Here is an 18,359-nt window from a genome sequence, read left to right as displayed (position 1 = left end):
CTAGCTTTTTAACAAAAATATCATTTTTTAAAGAATAGTAAATATTTGTAGAAAAAGCTAGTTAACTATTTAACAAAAACAATAAATACCTTTGGTTAAGTTGTAAAATAGTAACTAGCTTTATGATATTCAAATAAAAATATTTAGAAATTCACTTTCGCTTTAACTTCACTAATGAAATACAAACTACCTGTAATGACTAATCCTTGTCCTTCATAGTTTTCAATAAATTGAACAAAATCATCTACAGTTTCTTTTTGCTCGAATCGTATTTCATCATAAATTTCTTCTTTTGTACATGCTTTTGGAAAATCAAAATCGGTAATATACATTGTAGAAGCAATTGTTTTTAATTGATCAACCATTGCGTGGATAGGTTTGCCATTAATAGCTGCATACAAAACGTCCACATTGTCTATTTTATAATAATCTTTTAATGTCTTTATGAGTGCTTCTATACTTTCTAAATTATGCGCACCATCTATAATCATCAATGGATCATCTTTAACCTTTTCAATTCTTCCTGTCCAATGCACTGCTTCAATCCCATTGATCATCTTGTTAAAATCTAATTCCACTAACCCTGATTCATTTAATTCGATTAATGCTGTAATTGCCAATGCTGCATTCTCTTTTTGATGTTCACCAAACATATCCAAAATAAGCGTTTCTAGTTCATAATTCTTATAGCGATATGTAAATTCCTCACCTTGTGAAATCACACTGATATCTCTATCTAACTCGATACCTTCTGCATTTTGTTGTTCTACAAAATCACGAATGACTTTAAGTGCATCTTCATTCTTCACAGCATATATAACAGGTGTTTCAGGTTTAACAATTGCACCTTTATCTTTGGCAATATCTACATATGTGTCGCCTAAAATATCAACATGATCTAAACCAATACTTGTTAAAATGCTAAGTATTGGTTTAAATACATTGGTAGAATCATTTTTTATACCCAAGCCTGCTTCTACTATTACAAAGTCAACCGGATGAATTTCTCCAAAATATAGAAACATCATCGTTGTAATAATTTCAAATTCTGTTGCTGTTCCAAGTTCTGTTTCTGCTTCTAATGCTTCACTTACTGGTTTTACCTTTTGAACTAATTCTACAATGGCATCATCGCTAATTGGTACACCATTTAAACTTATACGTTCATTAAACGTTTCTATAAAAGGAGATGTAAAGGTCCCAATTTCATATCCATTGTCAACAAGCGCTGACCTTAAATAGGCAACTGTTGATCCTTTACCATTTGTACCACCGACATGAATACCATTGATATTAAATTGTGGATTGTTTAATTTATCTAGCATCCACTCCATGCGTTTAACACCTGGTTTAATGCCAAATTTAGTTCGTTCATGTATCCAATATAAGCTGTCTAGGTAATTCATGTTAAGGACTCCTATGCTTTTAATTGATTAATGCGTTCTTGTACACCATCATATTTTTCTTGATATGTTTGCTTTTTCTCACGTTCTTCATTAATAATTTTTTCAGGTGCTTTATTAACAAAGTTTTCATTTGCTAGTTTCTTATTAACACGGTCTAACTCTTTTTCCCATTTTTTGAGTTCATTTTCTAAGCGCGTAATTTCTTTATCCATGTCAATCAAGCCTTCTAATGGTAATACGACTTCACCAGCAGAAGTAATAGATGTCATTGCTTTTTCAGGGATATCTATTGTAGTTTTAATAATCAACTCACTTGGATGACAAAATCTATCAATATAATTTGAATTATTTAATAAAGTCTCTTTTATATTTTCATTTTTTGCTTGAATAAAAATTGGAATTGCTTTAGATAATGGCGTATCTACTTCTAAGCGTGATTGTCTTACGGATTTAATTATTTCAACAAGTTGTTGCATCGTTTCTTTACTTTCATCAAATACTAACTCATTATTGGATTTTGGCCAAGCTGCATTGACAATCGTTTCACCTTCGTGTGGTAAATTTTGCCAGATTTGTTCTGTTACAAATGGCATAAATGGGTGCAACATTCTCATCGTATTATCTAATACATATGTTAATACAGAACGTGTAACTTGTTTTTGATCTTCATCTTCTCCGTTCATAGGTATTTTACTCATTTCTATATACCAATCGCAGAATTCATCCCAAATAAAGTTATATAAAGCTCTGCCAACTTCTCCAAATTCATAACGTTCACTTAAATCAGTGACTGTATCTATTGTTTCATTTAAGCGTGTTAAAATCCATTTATCTGCTAATGATAAATTACGAGTTAAGTCAACATCTTCAACTTTGAAATTGTCACCAATATTCATCAGACTAAATCTAGCAGCATTCCAAATTTTATTAATAAAATTCCAAATTGATTCAACTTTTTCCGTAGAATAACGTAAATCATGACCAGGAGATGACCCAGTTGCTAAGAAATATCTTAAACTATCTGCGCCGTACTCATCGATTACGTCCATAGGATCAACACCATTGCCTAAAGATTTACTCATTTTACGGCCATCTTCAGCACGTACTAATCCATGTAATAACACATCATTAAATGGTCGTTGTCCTGTAAACTCAAGTCCTTGGAATATCATTCTGGCAACCCAAAAGAAAATAATATCATAACCGGTTACAAGTACATTAGTTGGATAATAACGTTGAAAATCTTCGTTTTCAGTATCAGGCCAACCTAATGTTGAAAATGGCCAAAGCGCACTTGAGAACCAAGTGTCTAATACATCCTCATCTTGCGTCCATTCTTCTGAATTTTGTGGAGGTGTTTCACCGACGTAAATTTCTCCTGTTTCATTATGATACCATGCAGGTATTTGATGCCCCCACCATAATTGTCGTGAAATCGTCCAATCTCTAATTTCTTCCATCCAACGATTAAATGTTTTTTCAAATCTTTGAGGTACAAAATCAATTCTATTATCCGTTTTTTGGTTATTTAACGCTTGTTCTGCTAATGGTTTCATTTTAACAAACCATTGTGTGGATAGATAAGGTTCAACGACCGCACCAGAACGTTCAGAATGTCCAACAGAGTGTTCATGTTCTTCAATTTTAATCACTAAATCCTGTTCTTGTAAATCTTTTACTAATGCTTCACGACATTCAAATCTATCCATACCTTGATATTTACCAGCATGTGCATTCATATGACCAGACTCATCCATAACAGTAATACGCTCTAGATCATGACGGTTACCAATTTCAAAGTCATTTGGATCATGTGATGGCGTAACTTTCATCGCACCACTACCAAAATCGATATCCACATATTCATCTGCTAGAATTGGTAATTCTCTACCAATTATAGGCAAGATTACAGTTTTACCTATCACATCTTTATAACGGGCATCATTCGGATTCACCACGATTGCAGTGTCACCTAACATTGTCTCAGGGCGCGTAGTTGCTATTTCTATATACCCATTGCCATCTGCGTAAGGATATTTGAAATGATAGAACTTGCCTTGAACATCTTCATGAATGACTTCTATATCAGATAAAGCAGTACGTGCAACTGGGTCCCAGTTGATAATGTATTCACCTCGATAGATGAGTCCTTTATTATACATATCGACGAATACTTTTTTTACCGCTTTACTAAGTCCTTCATCTAACGTAAAGCGTTCTCTACTATAATCTAAACCTAAACCTAATTTTGCCCATTGTTGTCTGATAAAATCAGCATACTCTTCTTTCCAGTCCCAGGCTTTTTCGAGGAATTTTTCTCTACCTAAGTCATGGCGAGATAAACCTTCTTCTTTGAGTTTCGCTTCTACTTTAGCTTGTGTCGCGATGCCAGCATGATCCATACCTGGTAAATATAGTGTGTCATACCCTTGCATACGTTTCATTCTTGTTATAATGTCTTGTAATGTTGTATCCCAGGCATGACCTAAATGTAATTTACCTGTTACGTTTGGGGGTGGAATAACAATTGTATATGTTTCTTTTGAATGATCTTCTGCTGCTTTAAAATAGCCATTACTGACCCATTGATCATAACGCCCAGCTTCAACTTCGTTTGGATTATATTTGGGGTTCATTTCCATGTTTAAAATCCTCCTTAAATAAATAAAAACCCATCCTATAAAATAGGACGGGTTTACCGTGGTACCACCTAAATTCAAGAAATTAACATAATAATTTCAAGCACTTAAAATTATGATTAACGCTCAAACACGCTTTAACCTACTTTATTATCTTTGTTTTGACAAATTTCAGCTAAAGTTCAATGAGGGCTACCTTCAATAAGTTAAACTGTACATTTTCAGCGACCATGTACTCTCTGTTAAATTTCAGCTTATTTACTCTTCCCATTAGACAATATTTCTTTACTTGATTATAGTATAATGGATATGAAAATAAGTCAATAAAATGGAGTGAAATTTATGAATGAATGTGCGTTTGGCACTACAGATCCTGTATATATTAATTATCACAATGAAAGTTGGGGACATCCTATATATGATAGTTTGAAATTGTTTAAATTAATGGCGTTAGAATCCCAACATGCTGGTCTATCTTGGTTAACCATTTTAAAGAAAAAAGAAGCGTATGAACAAGCATTTTATAATTTCAATCCAGCTAAAATTGTAAAAATGACTTCAGAAGATATTGATAAGTTAATGGCATTTCCTAATATTGTTCATAACAGAAAAAAATTAGAGGCTATTGTCAATCAAGCTAAAGGTTATTTCAAAATTGAGCAAGATTACGGCAGTTTCAGTAAATTTTTATGGTCTTATGTCGATCATAAACCACTCGATTTAGGTTATATTCAATCAAGTGAACGGATTACAGTCGATCAACGTGCAACTGAACTTTCTAAAAAATTAAAACAATATGGATTTAGTTTTTTAGGTCCGGTAACTGTCTTCTCATTTTTAGAGGCAGCAGGACTATATAACGCTCACTTACAATCATGTCCTTATAATCCTAATATATACAACGGTGAGGGTTTTCATTAACATCAAACTAGTTTTGGTATAAAAAGTGACATGCTCCCTCATAGTTTTTATTTTTAAATGTCTACATGGAGGAGCATATTAGAGACTTTGTCGTCAGTCTGGCATGAGCTTTTGTTCATGTTTTTAGATTAAACAACTAGGAATCTTTCAAAAGTGAATCGATGTCATAAATATATAAATGATATGCATAAAATCATGAAAATTTAAATTTATAAAAACCACTCCGAAGAGTGGTCAAAAGGATGAAGTACTGGAGGTACTTCTCTTCTATAATATCAAACAGAAATGTGTTGTTCAATATATTAAATATTAAATTATTGTAAAAAAATAAAAGATTTACAAAGTTATATTTCGCTAATCATTTTTATTGCTTTCACGTTGACTTTCTCTAAATTTAAGAAAATAATTTAACATCGGTGCAATTAAAAATAATATAAAGAAAATTCTAAAGATATGATAACTAGATATCATCGCAACATCTGCGCCAGTTTCAATAGCAACTAATACGATTTGACTCATACCCCCAGGCGCAGCACCAAGGAATAGTTCATTTACTTGATGATGAGATACCGTTGCTATAAACAAGACCATGACAAATGCTAATAATATCAATAAAATATTCTGAAATGCTATTGCTATTGCAATTCTTCCTTTCATTTGGTCAAGTAATTTTGCTATTTGTATCCCTATTCGAATCATATATATGATTTGTGCTGCAGCAATGATGTAATTATCTAATGTGAAAGTCACGCCTGTAACTAAGTTCCAACATATCAGTACGAGGATAGGCGCAAGTAATTGCTTGGTTGGAAAATTTATTTTTGACATAACAAAATAAATAGCGACTATTGCGATAATGAGTAAAGCCATATTGGGAATTGTTAAAGCCCGTGTCAAAACTTCTGTAGATTGTCCAGACGTTGAATGATTTCCAGGGCTTTGAAAAAAATACGAAATAAATGGCACTAATATAACTACGAAAATGATTCTTGATGTTTGAGTTAAACTAACAACCATGATATTCGCTTTTTTATTTTCTTCTGCCATTATTAACATTTGACTTAAAGCGCCAGGAATTACACTTAAAATTGCCGTTTCAGTATTTACATTGGCAATTTTTTTGAAAAAATAAGCAATGATTAATGCTAAAATAAGTAACATAATTGTTATTAAAACAATCGTGAGCCAATCATCTTTAATGTCAAATATGACATTTTTAGTAAACGTAGAGCCAATTTGAACACCTAAAAGCACTAACCCGATTTGGCTCAACCAAAACGGCCACTTTATATCTAAATGTAAATAGCGTATACAAACGATACTAGCAATAATTGGACCAAACATAAATGGTAGCAAAACATGGGCAGCATTTAGTGCCAAACTAAAAATAAGCGCTAATATTAATACGATTATATTATTTTTAAAATGCTTATTCATATGCTCACAACTTTCCTTAGTATCGTTATATATACATGTCTAACTAAAACAATGGAGCGAGTTAGAAATCAAAATGCTTAATTTGATTTCGAATCCTCGCCCCATTAAGGTAAAAAGAACTCTAAAAAGTAAGTACAATTAAATATTTGTTAATGAAGCTTTTAAAATACTGTTTAATTTGGCTAAGTAGTAAATACCAACATTAAATTTTTAAATGACTAACATTAAACAATACGACTTAAAGCAGTATCAAATGCTGCTAATGTTTTTTCTATGTCCGCTTCTGTATGGGCAGTAGAAAGGAAAGTCCCCTCGAATTGAGAAGGTGGTAAAAATACGCCTTCTTTAGCCATTTCTCTGTACATTTGACTAAACATTTCTAAATCACTTTGGTTTGCTTCTTCAAAATTAGTTACCGGTCCTTCATTCAGGAAATACCCTATCATAGAACCTGCACGATTCACAGTTATGGGTACATTATGTTTTTTAAAAATATCTTTTAATCCACTTTCTAATATATCTCCCAGTCTATTGAAATAATCATATGACTCTGGTGTTAATTGTTTCAAAGTTTCATAACCGCTTGTCATAGCTAGCGGATTTCCTGATAATGTTCCTGCTTGATATATATTACCTGATGGTGCTATATGGTCCATGATTTCTTTTTTACCGCCAAATGCTGCTGCAGGTAATCCACCACCTATAACCTTACCGAGACAAGTTAAATCTGGCATCACATCAAAGTAACCTTGTGCACAATGATAACCTACTCTAAAGCCAGTCATAACTTCATCAAATATTAATAATGAGCCATATTCATTTGTGATATCTCTTAAACCTTGTAAGAATCCATCAACTGGTGGTACAACACCCATATTGCCTGCTACTGGTTCAACGATAACGCCAGCAATGTCATCACCAAACTCTTCGAAAGCTACTTTTAATGATGCCAAGTCATTATATGGCACTGATATTGTATTTTTAGCAATACCTTCGGGTACGCCAGGAGAATCTGGTAATCCTAAAGTTGCAACGCCAGATCCAGCTTTGATTAAAAGCGAATCGCTATGACCATGATAACATCCAGTGAATTTCACTATTTTATTTCTACCAGTATAACCTCTTGCTAAACGTAATGCATCTAATGTTGCTTCTGTTCCTGAAGATACCATACGTAGTTTTTCAATGGAAGGTACACGATCAATAACTAATTCTGCTAACTTGTTTTCAATTAATGTAGAAGCACCAAAACTTGTTCCATTATCAACAGCTTCATGTAATTTTTCATTAACTTGTTTATTTTTATGACCTAAGATTAATGGTCCCCAACTTAGAACATAGTCAATATATTCATTGCCATCAATATCGTATATTTTTGAACCTTCTCCATGATCCATAAAAATCGCAGGTGTATCTACAGACTTAAATGCTCTAACTGGACTATTTACGCCCCCTGGCATTAGATTTTCAGCTGTCTTCATTGCTTCTATAGAATTATTATATCCCATTTAAAATTGCCTCCTTATTGTTCATCAATATATCTACAAATATCTTTAGAGAAATATGTGATAATCATGTCTGCGCCTGCACGTTTCATTGAAATCATCTGTTCCATCACAACTTGTTTTTCATCAATCCAACCATTAAGTGCAGCAGCTTTTGTCATGCTATATTCACCACTTACATTGTATGCAATTACTGGTACATTAGTCGTATTTCGCACATCTCTAATAATGTCTAAAAAGCTTAATGCCGGTTTAACTATCATCATATCTGCACCTTCATGTAAATCACTGTCTAGCTCTCTCAATGCTTCTCTTCTATTTGCTGGATCCATTTGATACGTTTTTCTATCGCCAAATTGAGGTGCAGACTCAGCAGCATCACGGAATGGACCGAAAAAGCTAGAAGCATATTTTATACCGTAACTCATGATTGGTATATTATAATAACCAGCATCATCTAAACCTGCTCTAATTTCTGCAACAAAACCATCCATCATATTACTTGGTGCAATGATATCAGCACCCGCTTCTACTTGTGAAATAGCAGTTTTCACTAGTAATGGTAAAGATTTATCATTGTCTACATCATTTGTTTTTTCATCAATAACACCGCAATGACCATGGTCAGTATACTCACATAAACAAGTGTCTGCAACAACGAGTAAATCACTGTACATTGCTTTGGCTTTTCTTGTTGCTTCTTGAACAATACCATTATGATCAAAAGCGCCTGTACCGATGGCATCTTTTTCATTAGGTACACCAAAGAACATGATGCCTCTGATACCTAAATCATATGCTTCTTTAATTTCTTCATCTAGCAGATTTAAACTAAGTTGATACACACCTGGCATTGACTTAATTTCTTCTTTAACATTGTCTCGTTCTACCACAAAAATAGGATAAATTAAATCTTCTTTGTGTATATGTGTTTCACGAACCATTTCTCTCATAGATTTACTACTACGTAATCTTCTATGTCTATCAAATTGCATCATTTTCCCAACTTTCTTCAACTTTATTTATTAATGAATCTAACGTTTGAATATTTGATGTTGTTGCATCATAACCATATTGTTTGACCGTGTCTAAGGTTTGTTGTCCTATGACATAATAATGATTAAATCGCGGTGTTTCACTTTGCTCAAAAAAATATTTTACTGCAGATGAACTCGCAAAAGTAATGACATCTAGCTCATTATTTCGCATCATACGTTTAACATCTGCTATATTTTTAGTATGTGGTACTGGACGGTATAAATCAATTTTACAAACTTGATACCCTTGTTGATATAAACTTCTCTGCAATAAAGGACGTGCATAAGCACTTGAAGGAATCAATATTTTACTGTTTTTTGCAGTTTGAAAACATTTAAGAAAACCTTCTTGTGAATAATCTGAAGGATAAAATAATACATCTAATCCCAATGATTTACAATATTCTGCAGTTTTAGCGCCTATTGCAGCAAAATTTTTTACGTTCACTTGCGATAGAAATGGTTGAAAATACTTCACTGCGTTCTTAGACGAAAAAATAAGCCAGTCATAGTCGACATCTAATAAATTTATATCAAATGATAAAGGTTCTACATCTATAAACGGCTTGTGTAAAATATGCTTATCATCTTGTTTAAATTTAGAAGTTTGTGTCATAACTATAACTGGTCTCATTATTTTCACCTCGAACGATTATTGTTCTTCGTTTAGTGCTTTTATTATTTCGTACGCACCTTGTGCATTTAAGACTTCTGTTACTTTTTCACCTAATTCAACAGGATCATTCCCGCGCTCGGTATGTTCGTAACGTTCTTTACCATCAGGTGACATAATTAGTCCTGTAAATTCTATTGTACCATCGCTATTTTTACTAGCATAGCCCCCTATAGGCACTTGACAACTTCCATTCATGCGTTCTAAAAATGTACGTTCGGCAGTTACACATTCTGCAACATCCTCATTGTGGACTTTAGCAAGAAGCTCTAGCAGCTCCTTGTCATCAGAACGACATTCTATACCCAATGCACCTTGACCGATTGCAGGGATCAAAGTATGCTCATCTAAATATGATGTTACGATATCATCTGACCAACCCATACGTTTTAGCCCTGCTGCAGCTAATAATATGGCATCATAATCTTCATTATTTAATTTACTCAATCGTGTGTCAATGTTACCGCGAATCCATTTTATTTGTAAATGTGGATATTTTGCAAGTATTTGTGCACCACGTCTTAGCGAACTGGTACCAACAATACTTTGATTTGGCAATGATTCTAGCGGAACATGATTTTTAGCAATATATGCATCGTATGGATTTTCTCTGTCAGGTATGCAACCTAAAGTCAATCCATCTGGAATTACGCTTGGAACATCTTTTAAAGAATGAATTGCCATATCAATTTCTCCATTAAATAGGGCATTTTGAATTTCTTTAACAAATAGACCTTTTCCGCCCACTTTAGATAATTGTTTATCTAAAATTCGATCGCCTTTCGTTACGATTTCTTTTATTTCCACTTCTAAACTAGGATCTACCATTTTTAATTTATCAATAAATTGTCTACTTTGTGTTAAAGCTAACTTACTTCTTCGTGAACCTACTACTAATTTACGCATCATGCGCAACCTCCTAGAAACAAGTCTATTCATTCAACTAAATCACACTTCAATAAATACCTGTCCATTGATGAAAATCAGATATATGTGAAGCGAAAAATAAATTAATCATACTAAGACAAAACAATATGATATTAAAATAAATTAATTTGTGCTTTGTTAGCATTTTTTTAACTCTAAAAATTAAATAAATTCCATATAATAATGTTATGATTGAAGACATAATAACTTTAGGGTCTACAATGATATTTACCCCTAATGTATTAAACCCCCATTGTGCACCTAATACAATACTTAATATGATGAATATGAAACCAATTAAACTACTGTAAAATACCACTTGTTCAAGCGTAGCTACACTACCTATTCTAAAATATTTCTGGTCAAACCGTTTTTGCTTCAAATTATTGTATTGTATTAAATATAAGATACAATTTACAAACGCAAAGGCAAATAATGCGTAACTAATTACCGCCAAACTTATATGCACAATAAGCAATTCATTGATAATATTGAGTTTTTCACCAGTGCTTTGATAATGCATAGGTTGGAACGTATTGATTGCAATAAATAAAAAACCAATCATATTAAATAAAAATATAGATAAGTTTATTTGTTTTATCACATTGATTACTATGGAAATAGAAATAATAAGCCATGCTACAGCAAAAAACACATCAAATATATTACCTAATGGAATTTGTTTCGTTACATTTACATATAAAGATAAAGAGATTGTTTGTAACATCCAAACAATCCCCAATGAAACAAAACCAATCATTTTAACTCTATGATGCTTTTTCAAAAAATCATAAAAATAACAAGCAATGCTAAATAAATAAATTAATAATATAAGTTCATTTAATCTAATGAACGAAAATTCTTGCATATCATCACCATTTGCATTTACTTATTCAAAACTAAAAATTTGACTTGTTGTTGTTACATTGCGTTTTTTCTCTTTTGGTTTATAGGCTTGTTCAGCTTCAATGTCAAAAATGTTTTGAAATAGCTCTAATTTTTCGTTACTTTTTTTGTCACTACTCAACTCTTTTGCTTGCTTAATAGGATCTTTTAACATTTGATTTATGATACTTTTAGTGTGTTTTGATATCACTTTACGTTCTCTTTCTGTTAATCCAGGGAGTTTTCGATCAATACTACTCATTGTATCTTCTTGAATATCCATCGCTTTTTCTCTAAGCGCGCGAATAACAGGAACAACACCTAACATATTAACCCATTCATTATGTGCATCAATTTCTGCTGGAATTCTTTGTAAAATTTCATCAGCAGCATTTTGACGTTGTTTTAGGTTCGCGTCTACTAAACCTTTCAAATCGTCAACATCATAATTAAAAACATCTTGAATCGTATCTATGCCTGGTTCAATATCTCTTGGAACCGCAATATCTATCAACACGAGAGAATCATTTTTCCGTTGTGATTGAATCGTAGCCATCATGCTATTTGTAATGATATATTCATCTGAACTCGTTGAACTAATCACAATATCCGCATGTGCCAAAAGTTGTGGTAGTGCCTCTATAGATTCATATTTAACATTGTGTGCAGTTGCTAATTTCTGTGCTTTACTCACAGTCCTATTAACAATGGTTACATCAGTTACGTCTGAACCTATCAAATTCAAGAGTGATAGCTCACTCATATCCCCTGCACCAATAATCAAAGCACTTTTATTATTAATTTTGCCAAATACTTTTTTACTAAGTTCAACTGCTGCATATGAAACACTAACTGCATTATCTGCAATATCCGTTTCATTATGCGCTTTTTTCGCAAAAGTAATCGCTTGTTTAAACAGATGATTAAATATAGTACCAGTTGTATCTTCTTCTTGAGCAATAAAGAATGCATCTCTAATTTGTCCAAGAATTTGAGTTTCTCCTAACACTACAGAATCTAAGCCTGAAGTAACTTGCAATAAATGTCTTACTGCTGCGTCCCCCACAGTTACTTCAGTCATTTCTTTAATCTCTTCAACATCAAACCCAAAATTTCTCGCTAAAAAACGTTGAATATAATAGCGACCTGTATGAATTTGATCAACAACAGCATATACTTCTGTGCGATTACAAGTTGATAATATTACATTTTCTAAAATAGATTTAGTTTCGAATAAATCAACATTGGCTGAACGTATGGCATCATCTTTAAAAGCAACTTGTTCTCTTAGTGCTACATCTGCTGTACGATGATTAATGCTTATCGCAATTAAATGCATTTATAACGCCCTCCATACATATTACAATAACTAAATTATAACACAATTATCATTTGAGTTAAGCATATTGCACACGTAAATTAGAAATATTCTAATCTACATTCAAATAGTTGTCATAATTTATAGGCTTTAACCGTTTTCTCAACATTCTATATATATTTTGCAATTATATCCCATACTTGTTGTTGCTTATTCGCTTGGATAGAAGAATAACTGATAATTTCATCTTCAGGTTCCATTTCAAGTTTTCGCTGGACATTGGCTAAATGTTTCTGTACTTTACCTTTAGCGATTTTATCTTCTTTTGTAGCAACTACTAATGTCGGAATATCAAAATACTTCAAATAGTTATACATTAAAATATCATCTTCTGTAGGATTATGTCTCAAATCAACAAGCTGAATGACAAGTTTTAAAGACGTTCTCTGAGAAATATATTTTTCAATCATTTTTCCAAACGCTTCACGTTGTTTTTTACTCACTTTAGCATAACCATAACCTGGCACATCTACAAATACCAGTTGATTATCAATATTATAAAAATTGAGCGTTTGTGTTTTACCTGGTTGTTGTGAAGTTCGTGCCATATTTTTACGTCCAATCATACTATTAATAAAAGATGATTTACCAACATTGGAACGACCACTGAGTCCTACCTCGCTCAAACCAGTTTCAGGATATTGTTCAGGCTTTACCGCACTGATTAATAATTCTATTTCATTAGGATTTATTTTCATTACCGACCCTCTTTTCTATTAAAGTCACTTCATTATTATATTACACAATTTCACTTATTTATATGTATTTTTATATGATTTATATTCCATTTTAAAAGAAAAAGGCTAAGACACATTTATAATGTCTCAGCCTTTTAGTCTTAATTTTCAACATTGACTAATATAAAACTTTGATAATCTAATATATACAACGTTAATCAAAACTCATAGGGCAACCAGTACTAATCAATTGATTCGCTTTGATTCAGCCCTTTATTTTCAAACTATTTTATTAAGCAGAAGTTTGTTCCTTATTAACGAGATTTCCTTCTTTATCGTATAGTTCAGGATCTTTTTCATCATTAATCGTTTCTTCAGTGATTACCACTTTTACAACACCATCAGAAGATGGAACATCATACATAATATCGATTAATGCTTCTTCAATGATTGAACGTAAGCCACGCGCACCTGTTTTACGCTCAATCGCTTTGTTACTAATTGCAGACAATGCTTCGTCTGTAAATTCTAGTTCTACATCATCTAGTTCTAACATTTTTGTATATTGTTTTACTAAAGCATTTTTTGGTTGTGTTAAAATATTTTTCAATGCATCAACATCTAGTGTTTCTAGATTTGCAACAATAGGCACACGACCAATAAACTCTGGAATTAGACCGTATGATTGTAAATCTTCAGGTCTGATTTGTTCTAAGATAGCATCCTCATCATATTTAGATGCTTCACTACTAGAAAATCCAATGACTTTTTCACCTAGTCTGCGTTTAATGACTTCATCAATACCGTCAAATGCACCACCAAGTACAAACAAGATATTTGTAGTATCTATTTGAATTAATTCTTGGTTAGGATGTTTACGTCCGCCTTGTGGTGGCACGCTTGCAGTTGTACCTTCAAGAATTTTCAATAGCGCTTGTTGTACACCTTCACCTGAAACATCTCTTGTGATAGAAGTATTTTCTGATTTTCTAGCAATTTTGTCGATTTCATCGACATAAATGATACCTTTTTCAGCTTTATCTATATCAAAATCAGCTGCTTGAATTAAACGAAGTAATATATTTTCAACGTCATCGCCAACATATCCGGCTTCAGTGAGACTCGTAGCGTCTGCGATTGCAAAAGGCACATTTAATGTTTTAGCTAAAGTTTGGGCTAAAAGGGTTTTACCGCTACCTGTTGGCCCAATTAAAGCAACGTTACTTTTTTGTAATTCTACGTCATCTTCATTTGGACCTAAATTTTGAACACGTTTATAATGATTATATACTGCGACAGCTAAAGATTTTTTAGCTTTTTCTTGGCCAATAACATAATCATTTAATTGATCCATAATTTCTTTAGGAGTTGGTAATTCTGTTAGTCCTTCTGATTCTGATTGAGCTAACTCTTCTTCAACTATTTCTGAGCATAACTCAATACATTCGTTACAAATATATACGCCACTTCCTGCGACCAATTTTTTAACTTGGTCTTGATCTTTACCACAGAAAGAGCATTTTAAATTTTCTTCATCTTCATTGAATTTGAACATTCTATTTACACCCCTATTCCCTAAAGACTATACTAGATAGCATTTTAATATGCAACTTGAACAAATCTCAAGTTTTTTGCACAAAACATTGTAGCAGACACATTAATTGAATGCATCTGCTACTAGTTTACAATATTAAACAACTATACTTTGTTTCTACAAACAATATGCTTGTGACATTTTTAGTTATGCTTCAGAGTCATCTTTAGATGGTTCTACTAATTTCGCTTCTTCTACTAACATATCAATAACCTTTTGAATACGTACATCATTTTTAACAATGTCAGTGTTACCAAGTGTTTGTTTAATATCTTCTACAGATATATTAAACTGTTCACTCATTTTTTCTAATTCTTTGTCGATGTCAGCATCAGATACTTCTACTTCTTCTGCATCAGCAATCGCAGTTAATGTTAAATTTGTTTTAACGCGTTCCTCAGCATCATCTTTCATTTGCTCTCTTAATTGTGACTCATCTTGTCCAGAAATTTGGAAATAAGTTTCTAAATTAAGACCTTGTTGTTGCATACGTTGTCCAAATTCTTGAACCATGCGGTCTAACTCAGTTTTAATCATCGCTTCTGGAACATCAATTGTTGTGTTATTCGTAGCTTTATTAATAGCTTCTTCTTTTTGAGTATTCTCAGCGTCTGTAGCTTTTTGTTCAGCTAAACGTTTACGTAAGTTTTCTTTATACTCATCAACTGAGTTAGCCTCTGCATCTAATTCGTTTGCAATTTCATCATTTAATTCTGGAACGTCTTTATATTTGATTTCATTAACTTTTGTTTTGAAAGTAGCTTCTTTTCCAGCTAATTCTTCAGCATGGTATTCTTCTGGGAATGTTACATTAACATCTTTTTCTTCGCCAGTTTTAACACCAACCAATTGTTCTTCAAAACCTGGAATAAATGAACCTGAACCAATTTCAAGGTCGTAGCCTTCAGCTTGTCCACCTTCAAATTGTTCACCATCAACATAACCATCAAAATCAATGTTTACCGTATCACCATTTTCAACTGCACCATCTTCTTTAACAACCATTTCTGCTAGATGTCCAAGTTGATGATCGATTGATTCTTGTACTTCTTCTTCAGTTAATTCAGTATTTTGTTTTTCAATTTCTAAACCTTTGTAATCACCAAGTTCAACTTCAGGTTCAACTACAACATTTGCTTCAAATGTCATGTCTTTACCTTTTTCAATTGATGTTACATTGATTTCTGGTTGATCAACTGGTTTAATGCCAGTTTCGTCAATAGCTTCACCATACGCTTCTGGTAATAAGATATCAACTGCATCTTGATACAATGCTTCTACACCAAAGCGTTGTTCAAAAATTTGGCGAGGTACTTTCCCTTTACGGAAGCCCGGCACATTAATTTGTTTAACCACTTTTTTGAAAGCTTGATCAATTGCTTTGTCTACTTTTTCTGCTGGAACAGTAACAGATAAAACACCTTCGTTACCTTCCTTTTTTTCCCAAGTTGCTGTCATGTATAAAAACCTCCATGATTATCCTATTTTATTTTTTCAACTTCATTATTATAGCACACGTCAAAGCTCGACACAAATTATGAATTTTATATGAATAATTAATAAAAAGTTGAAATTTATTATAATTTTATATTACCTCTTAACTCCATTACCCATTTTTCATATGAGTTAATGATAAAACTACTTATTTTTCTTTATCTAACGACTCAATGAATGCAAGCACATGATTCGTTTCATCGATACTTTCTAAACCTAACATTGATTTGAAATAATTTGTATAACCTTCTATCCAAGTTTCCTTTGTTGCAATGAGTTCAACATTTAATGGATAAAGTAAAATGGCATGATTATTCAGCATATGAAGCGCTTCTTCTACAAGTTGTTGTGCTGCACCATCTTCAAGTTGCTTCAGAACGTTAGGTATAACTTCAGTTTTAAATAAAGTTTGTTCTAGCCCTTCAAGATTCTGTGGAATCACATTGATTTCATATCCATATTTATGAATAGAAATCGTTTGGTCATTTTTTGCAAAACGCAAGTATTCCAACATAATAGTTACGACATTCGGTGCGAGTTTCAGCTCATTCAACAAATGAATCACTGTATCTTGATAACGATATTGACTATGATCTATGAGCGTCAGCATAATGTTAACTTGTTCTTTAAGTGTTAATGTATCAAAACTTTGTAGCATTTGAGCTGCATGTTCATTATGTTTATCAATTTGGCTTAAAGCAAATTCCTTGATTGGAAATAATTCCATTCTAGTCTTATGATCATTGACTTCATCTATGATTTGATTAATAATTTCAACAACTTCAAAATATTGTCCTAAGCCATTTAAACTTTTAACATAATAAATCATCAAATCATCATAATTAGATATACCTTGTTTTAATAGAATGATTGCCTCTTCACGTAGCTCTAAATAATGTTCCATTTTAAAAAGCATCGCACATTTTAATAAAGCCATTTGTTCATCAAGTTCGAACTGAGCTTCTAATGACTCAAACAACTGATAAGCTTGTGCTAAATTATTTTCATTAAAAGCTTGTTTAATTTCTCTAATCAACTTTTCTTTTGATCTCGGAAATGGAATGATATCAGACATTAATCAACACCTCTATTGTATTGCCTGTAAAATGAGCGCACTCCATGTTTCAAATTCATCATAATTGTCTATCTTGTTATGGTTGACCCATTTAATTTTTAAAGTGTCGGTCTCTTTTGCTTCTACATCATTACTGTTAACATTAATCTTAAATACAACACCTAAATGTACTTCACCAACTTCATTTGTATCATCATTGATAAAGCCTATGTATGCTAAATTTTGTGATTTACTTTCAGAAAGGCCTACTTCTTCATTTAATTCTCTCTGAGCGTTCACTCTAAGCACTTCATTAATAGATTCAGCACCTTTAACGTCATTCATATGGCCACCAACACCGATCGAAGACTGACCATGCAAACGCGTTTCTCCGCCACCTGAGAGTCGTTCATAAACTAATATTTCATCGTGCTCATTTTCTAAAATGCAATACGAAATAAGTTGTTTATAACTTGGATCTTCTTCCATATCACCACGTCGTTTAATTTCATAATTCGATAGTGTTTCAAAAATGTCTTGTCCCTTGTTCGAATTTTTATCTAAAAATCCATTAAACTGATTATTTTCATTATCAAATAAAATTTTTCTTGGTACTACCGTAATCATTTCGTCAAATTTAGACATTAGTTTCTCCTTCATATGTGACTTCCTTGTCATTTTATCAAAACATTCACGTATCTCAAAACAATACTAATAGCAAAACGCTTACTC

15 protein-coding genes and 1 other annotated feature are annotated in these 18,359 nt (G+C 32.5%); of the genes, 1 reads left to right on the top strand and 14 read right to left on the bottom strand.

What is annotated here, in order from left to right; all coding sequences use genetic code 11:
- Window positions 1–143: 143 nt before the first annotated feature.
- The gene (locus KA833_RS08330) at window positions 144–1,406 is read right to left on the bottom strand and encodes a bifunctional folylpolyglutamate synthase/dihydrofolate synthase (protein ID WP_064208865.1); all 1,263 of its coding nucleotides are present in this window, start codon (window positions 1,404–1,406) and stop codon (window positions 144–146) included.
- 11 nt (window positions 1,407–1,417) lie between these two features.
- Window positions 1,418–4,048: a valine--tRNA ligase gene (locus tag KA833_RS08325; RefSeq protein ID WP_210128448.1), complete on the bottom strand. Its 2,631-nt coding sequence runs from the start codon at window positions 4,046–4,048 to the stop codon at window positions 1,418–1,420.
- Between the two features lie 40 nt (window positions 4,049–4,088).
- Window positions 4,089–4,329, bottom strand: a binding site (T-box leader).
- Window positions 4,330–4,387: 58 nt separating this feature from the next.
- On the opposite strand from KA833_RS08325, the gene KA833_RS08320 reads away from it, so the two are divergent.
- Window positions 4,388–4,966, top strand: coding sequence for a DNA-3-methyladenine glycosylase I (locus KA833_RS08320; RefSeq protein WP_046207652.1), 579 nt, complete (start codon window positions 4,388–4,390; stop codon window positions 4,964–4,966).
- A 354-nt stretch (window positions 4,967–5,320) separates the two neighbouring features.
- Here KA833_RS08320 and KA833_RS08315 read toward each other — a convergent pair whose 3' ends face one another.
- The 12 genes from KA833_RS08315 to KA833_RS08260 form a co-directional block, all read right to left on the bottom strand.
- Window positions 5,321–6,403, bottom strand: coding sequence for an AbrB family transcriptional regulator (locus KA833_RS08315; protein ID WP_064208863.1), 1,083 nt, complete (start codon window positions 6,401–6,403; stop codon window positions 5,321–5,323).
- Between the two features lie 224 nt (window positions 6,404–6,627).
- Window positions 6,628–7,911, bottom strand: a complete 1,284-nt coding sequence (gene hemL, locus KA833_RS08310; protein WP_046207654.1) for a glutamate-1-semialdehyde 2,1-aminomutase — start codon at window positions 7,909–7,911, stop codon at window positions 6,628–6,630.
- A gap of 14 nt (window positions 7,912–7,925) precedes the next feature.
- Window positions 7,926–8,903, bottom strand: coding sequence for a porphobilinogen synthase (hemB, locus tag KA833_RS08305; RefSeq protein WP_046207655.1), 978 nt, complete (start codon window positions 8,901–8,903; stop codon window positions 7,926–7,928).
- Window positions 8,893–9,579, bottom strand: coding sequence for a uroporphyrinogen-III synthase (locus KA833_RS08300; protein WP_046207656.1), 687 nt, complete (start codon window positions 9,577–9,579; stop codon window positions 8,893–8,895). The genes hemB and KA833_RS08300 overlap by 11 nt, the downstream gene beginning before the upstream one ends.
- 18 nt (window positions 9,580–9,597) lie before the next feature.
- Window positions 9,598–10,524 (bottom strand): hydroxymethylbilane synthase, encoded by a 927-nt coding sequence (gene hemC, locus KA833_RS08295; protein WP_210128501.1) that lies wholly within the window; start codon window positions 10,522–10,524, stop codon window positions 9,598–9,600.
- Window positions 10,525–10,573: 49 nt separating this feature from the next.
- Window positions 10,574–11,413, bottom strand: coding sequence for a cytochrome C assembly family protein (locus KA833_RS08290; RefSeq protein ID WP_064208860.1), 840 nt, complete (start codon window positions 11,411–11,413; stop codon window positions 10,574–10,576).
- A 21-nt stretch (window positions 11,414–11,434) separates the two neighbouring features.
- Complete coding sequence (hemA, locus tag KA833_RS08285) at window positions 11,435–12,769, bottom strand: glutamyl-tRNA reductase (protein WP_046207658.1); 1,335 nt, start codon at window positions 12,767–12,769, stop codon at window positions 11,435–11,437.
- 149 nt (window positions 12,770–12,918) lie between these two features.
- On the bottom strand, window positions 12,919–13,506 hold the full coding sequence (gene yihA / locus KA833_RS08280) for a ribosome biogenesis GTP-binding protein YihA/YsxC (RefSeq protein WP_046207659.1): 588 nt from the start codon (window positions 13,504–13,506) through the stop codon (window positions 12,919–12,921).
- A gap of 271 nt (window positions 13,507–13,777) precedes the next feature.
- A complete protein-coding gene (gene clpX / locus KA833_RS08275; protein ID WP_046207660.1) occupies window positions 13,778–15,040 on the bottom strand; it encodes an ATP-dependent Clp protease ATP-binding subunit ClpX in 1,263 nt (420 codons plus the stop codon).
- Between the two features lie 186 nt (window positions 15,041–15,226).
- Window positions 15,227–16,537 carry a trigger factor gene (tig, locus tag KA833_RS08270; RefSeq protein ID WP_046207661.1) on the bottom strand — a complete coding sequence of 437 codons (1,311 nt, stop codon included), beginning with the start codon at window positions 16,535–16,537 and terminating at the stop codon, window positions 15,227–15,229.
- A gap of 184 nt (window positions 16,538–16,721) precedes the next feature.
- A complete protein-coding gene (locus KA833_RS08265) occupies window positions 16,722–17,648 on the bottom strand; it encodes a hypothetical protein (RefSeq protein WP_046207662.1) in 927 nt (308 codons plus the stop codon).
- 12 nt (window positions 17,649–17,660) lie between these two features.
- A complete protein-coding gene (locus KA833_RS08260; protein WP_046207663.1) occupies window positions 17,661–18,272 on the bottom strand; it encodes an NUDIX domain-containing protein in 612 nt (203 codons plus the stop codon).
- Window positions 18,273–18,359: the final 87 nt, after the last annotated feature.

The organism is Staphylococcus sp. GDY8P67P (assembly GCF_017892545.1).
In the GTDB taxonomy this organism is placed as follows: Bacteria; Bacillota; Bacilli; order Staphylococcales; family Staphylococcaceae; genus Staphylococcus; species Staphylococcus ureilyticus.
The sequence above is the reverse complement of the archived record's forward strand: the minus strand, read 5'-3'. Positions and strand labels throughout refer to the sequence as shown.

Excerpts from the sequence above, each read along its gene's own strand:
- KA833_RS08320 (WP_046207652.1), top strand. The coding sequence starts at position 4,388 with ATGAATGAATGTGCGTTTGGCACTACAGATCCTGTATATATTAATTAT.
- clpX (WP_046207660.1), bottom strand. The coding sequence starts at position 15,040 with ATGTTCAAATTCAATGAAGATGAAGAAAATTTAAAATGCTCTTTCTGT.
- KA833_RS08265 (WP_046207662.1), bottom strand. The coding sequence starts at position 17,648 with ATGTCTGATATCATTCCATTTCCGAGATCAAAAGAAAAGTTGATTAGA.
- tig (WP_046207661.1), bottom strand. The coding sequence starts at position 16,537 with ATGACAGCAACTTGGGAAAAAAAGGAAGGTAACGAAGGTGTTTTATCT.
- KA833_RS08290 (WP_064208860.1), bottom strand. The coding sequence starts at position 11,413 with ATGCAAGAATTTTCGTTCATTAGATTAAATGAACTTATATTATTAATT.
- KA833_RS08300 (WP_046207656.1), bottom strand. The coding sequence starts at position 9,579 with ATGAGACCAGTTATAGTTATGACACAAACTTCTAAATTTAAACAAGAT.
- hemL (WP_046207654.1), bottom strand. The coding sequence starts at position 7,911 with ATGGGATATAATAATTCTATAGAAGCAATGAAGACAGCTGAAAATCTA.
- hemA (WP_046207658.1), bottom strand. The coding sequence starts at position 12,769 with ATGCATTTAATTGCGATAAGCATTAATCATCGTACAGCAGATGTAGCA.
- yihA (WP_046207659.1), bottom strand. The coding sequence starts at position 13,506 with ATGAAAATAAATCCTAATGAAATAGAATTATTAATCAGTGCGGTAAAG.
- hemB (WP_046207655.1), bottom strand. The coding sequence starts at position 8,903 with ATGCAATTTGATAGACATAGAAGATTACGTAGTAGTAAATCTATGAGA.
- KA833_RS08260 (WP_046207663.1), bottom strand. The coding sequence starts at position 18,272 with ATGTCTAAATTTGACGAAATGATTACGGTAGTACCAAGAAAAATTTTA.
- KA833_RS08315 (WP_064208863.1), bottom strand. The coding sequence starts at position 6,403 with ATGAATAAGCATTTTAAAAATAATATAATCGTATTAATATTAGCGCTT.
- KA833_RS08330 (WP_064208865.1), bottom strand. The coding sequence starts at position 1,406 with ATGAATTACCTAGACAGCTTATATTGGATACATGAACGAACTAAATTT.
- KA833_RS08325 (WP_210128448.1), bottom strand. The coding sequence starts at position 4,048 with ATGGAAATGAACCCCAAATATAATCCAAACGAAGTTGAAGCTGGGCGT.
- hemC (WP_210128501.1), bottom strand. The coding sequence starts at position 10,524 with ATGCGTAAATTAGTAGTAGGTTCACGAAGAAGTAAGTTAGCTTTAACA.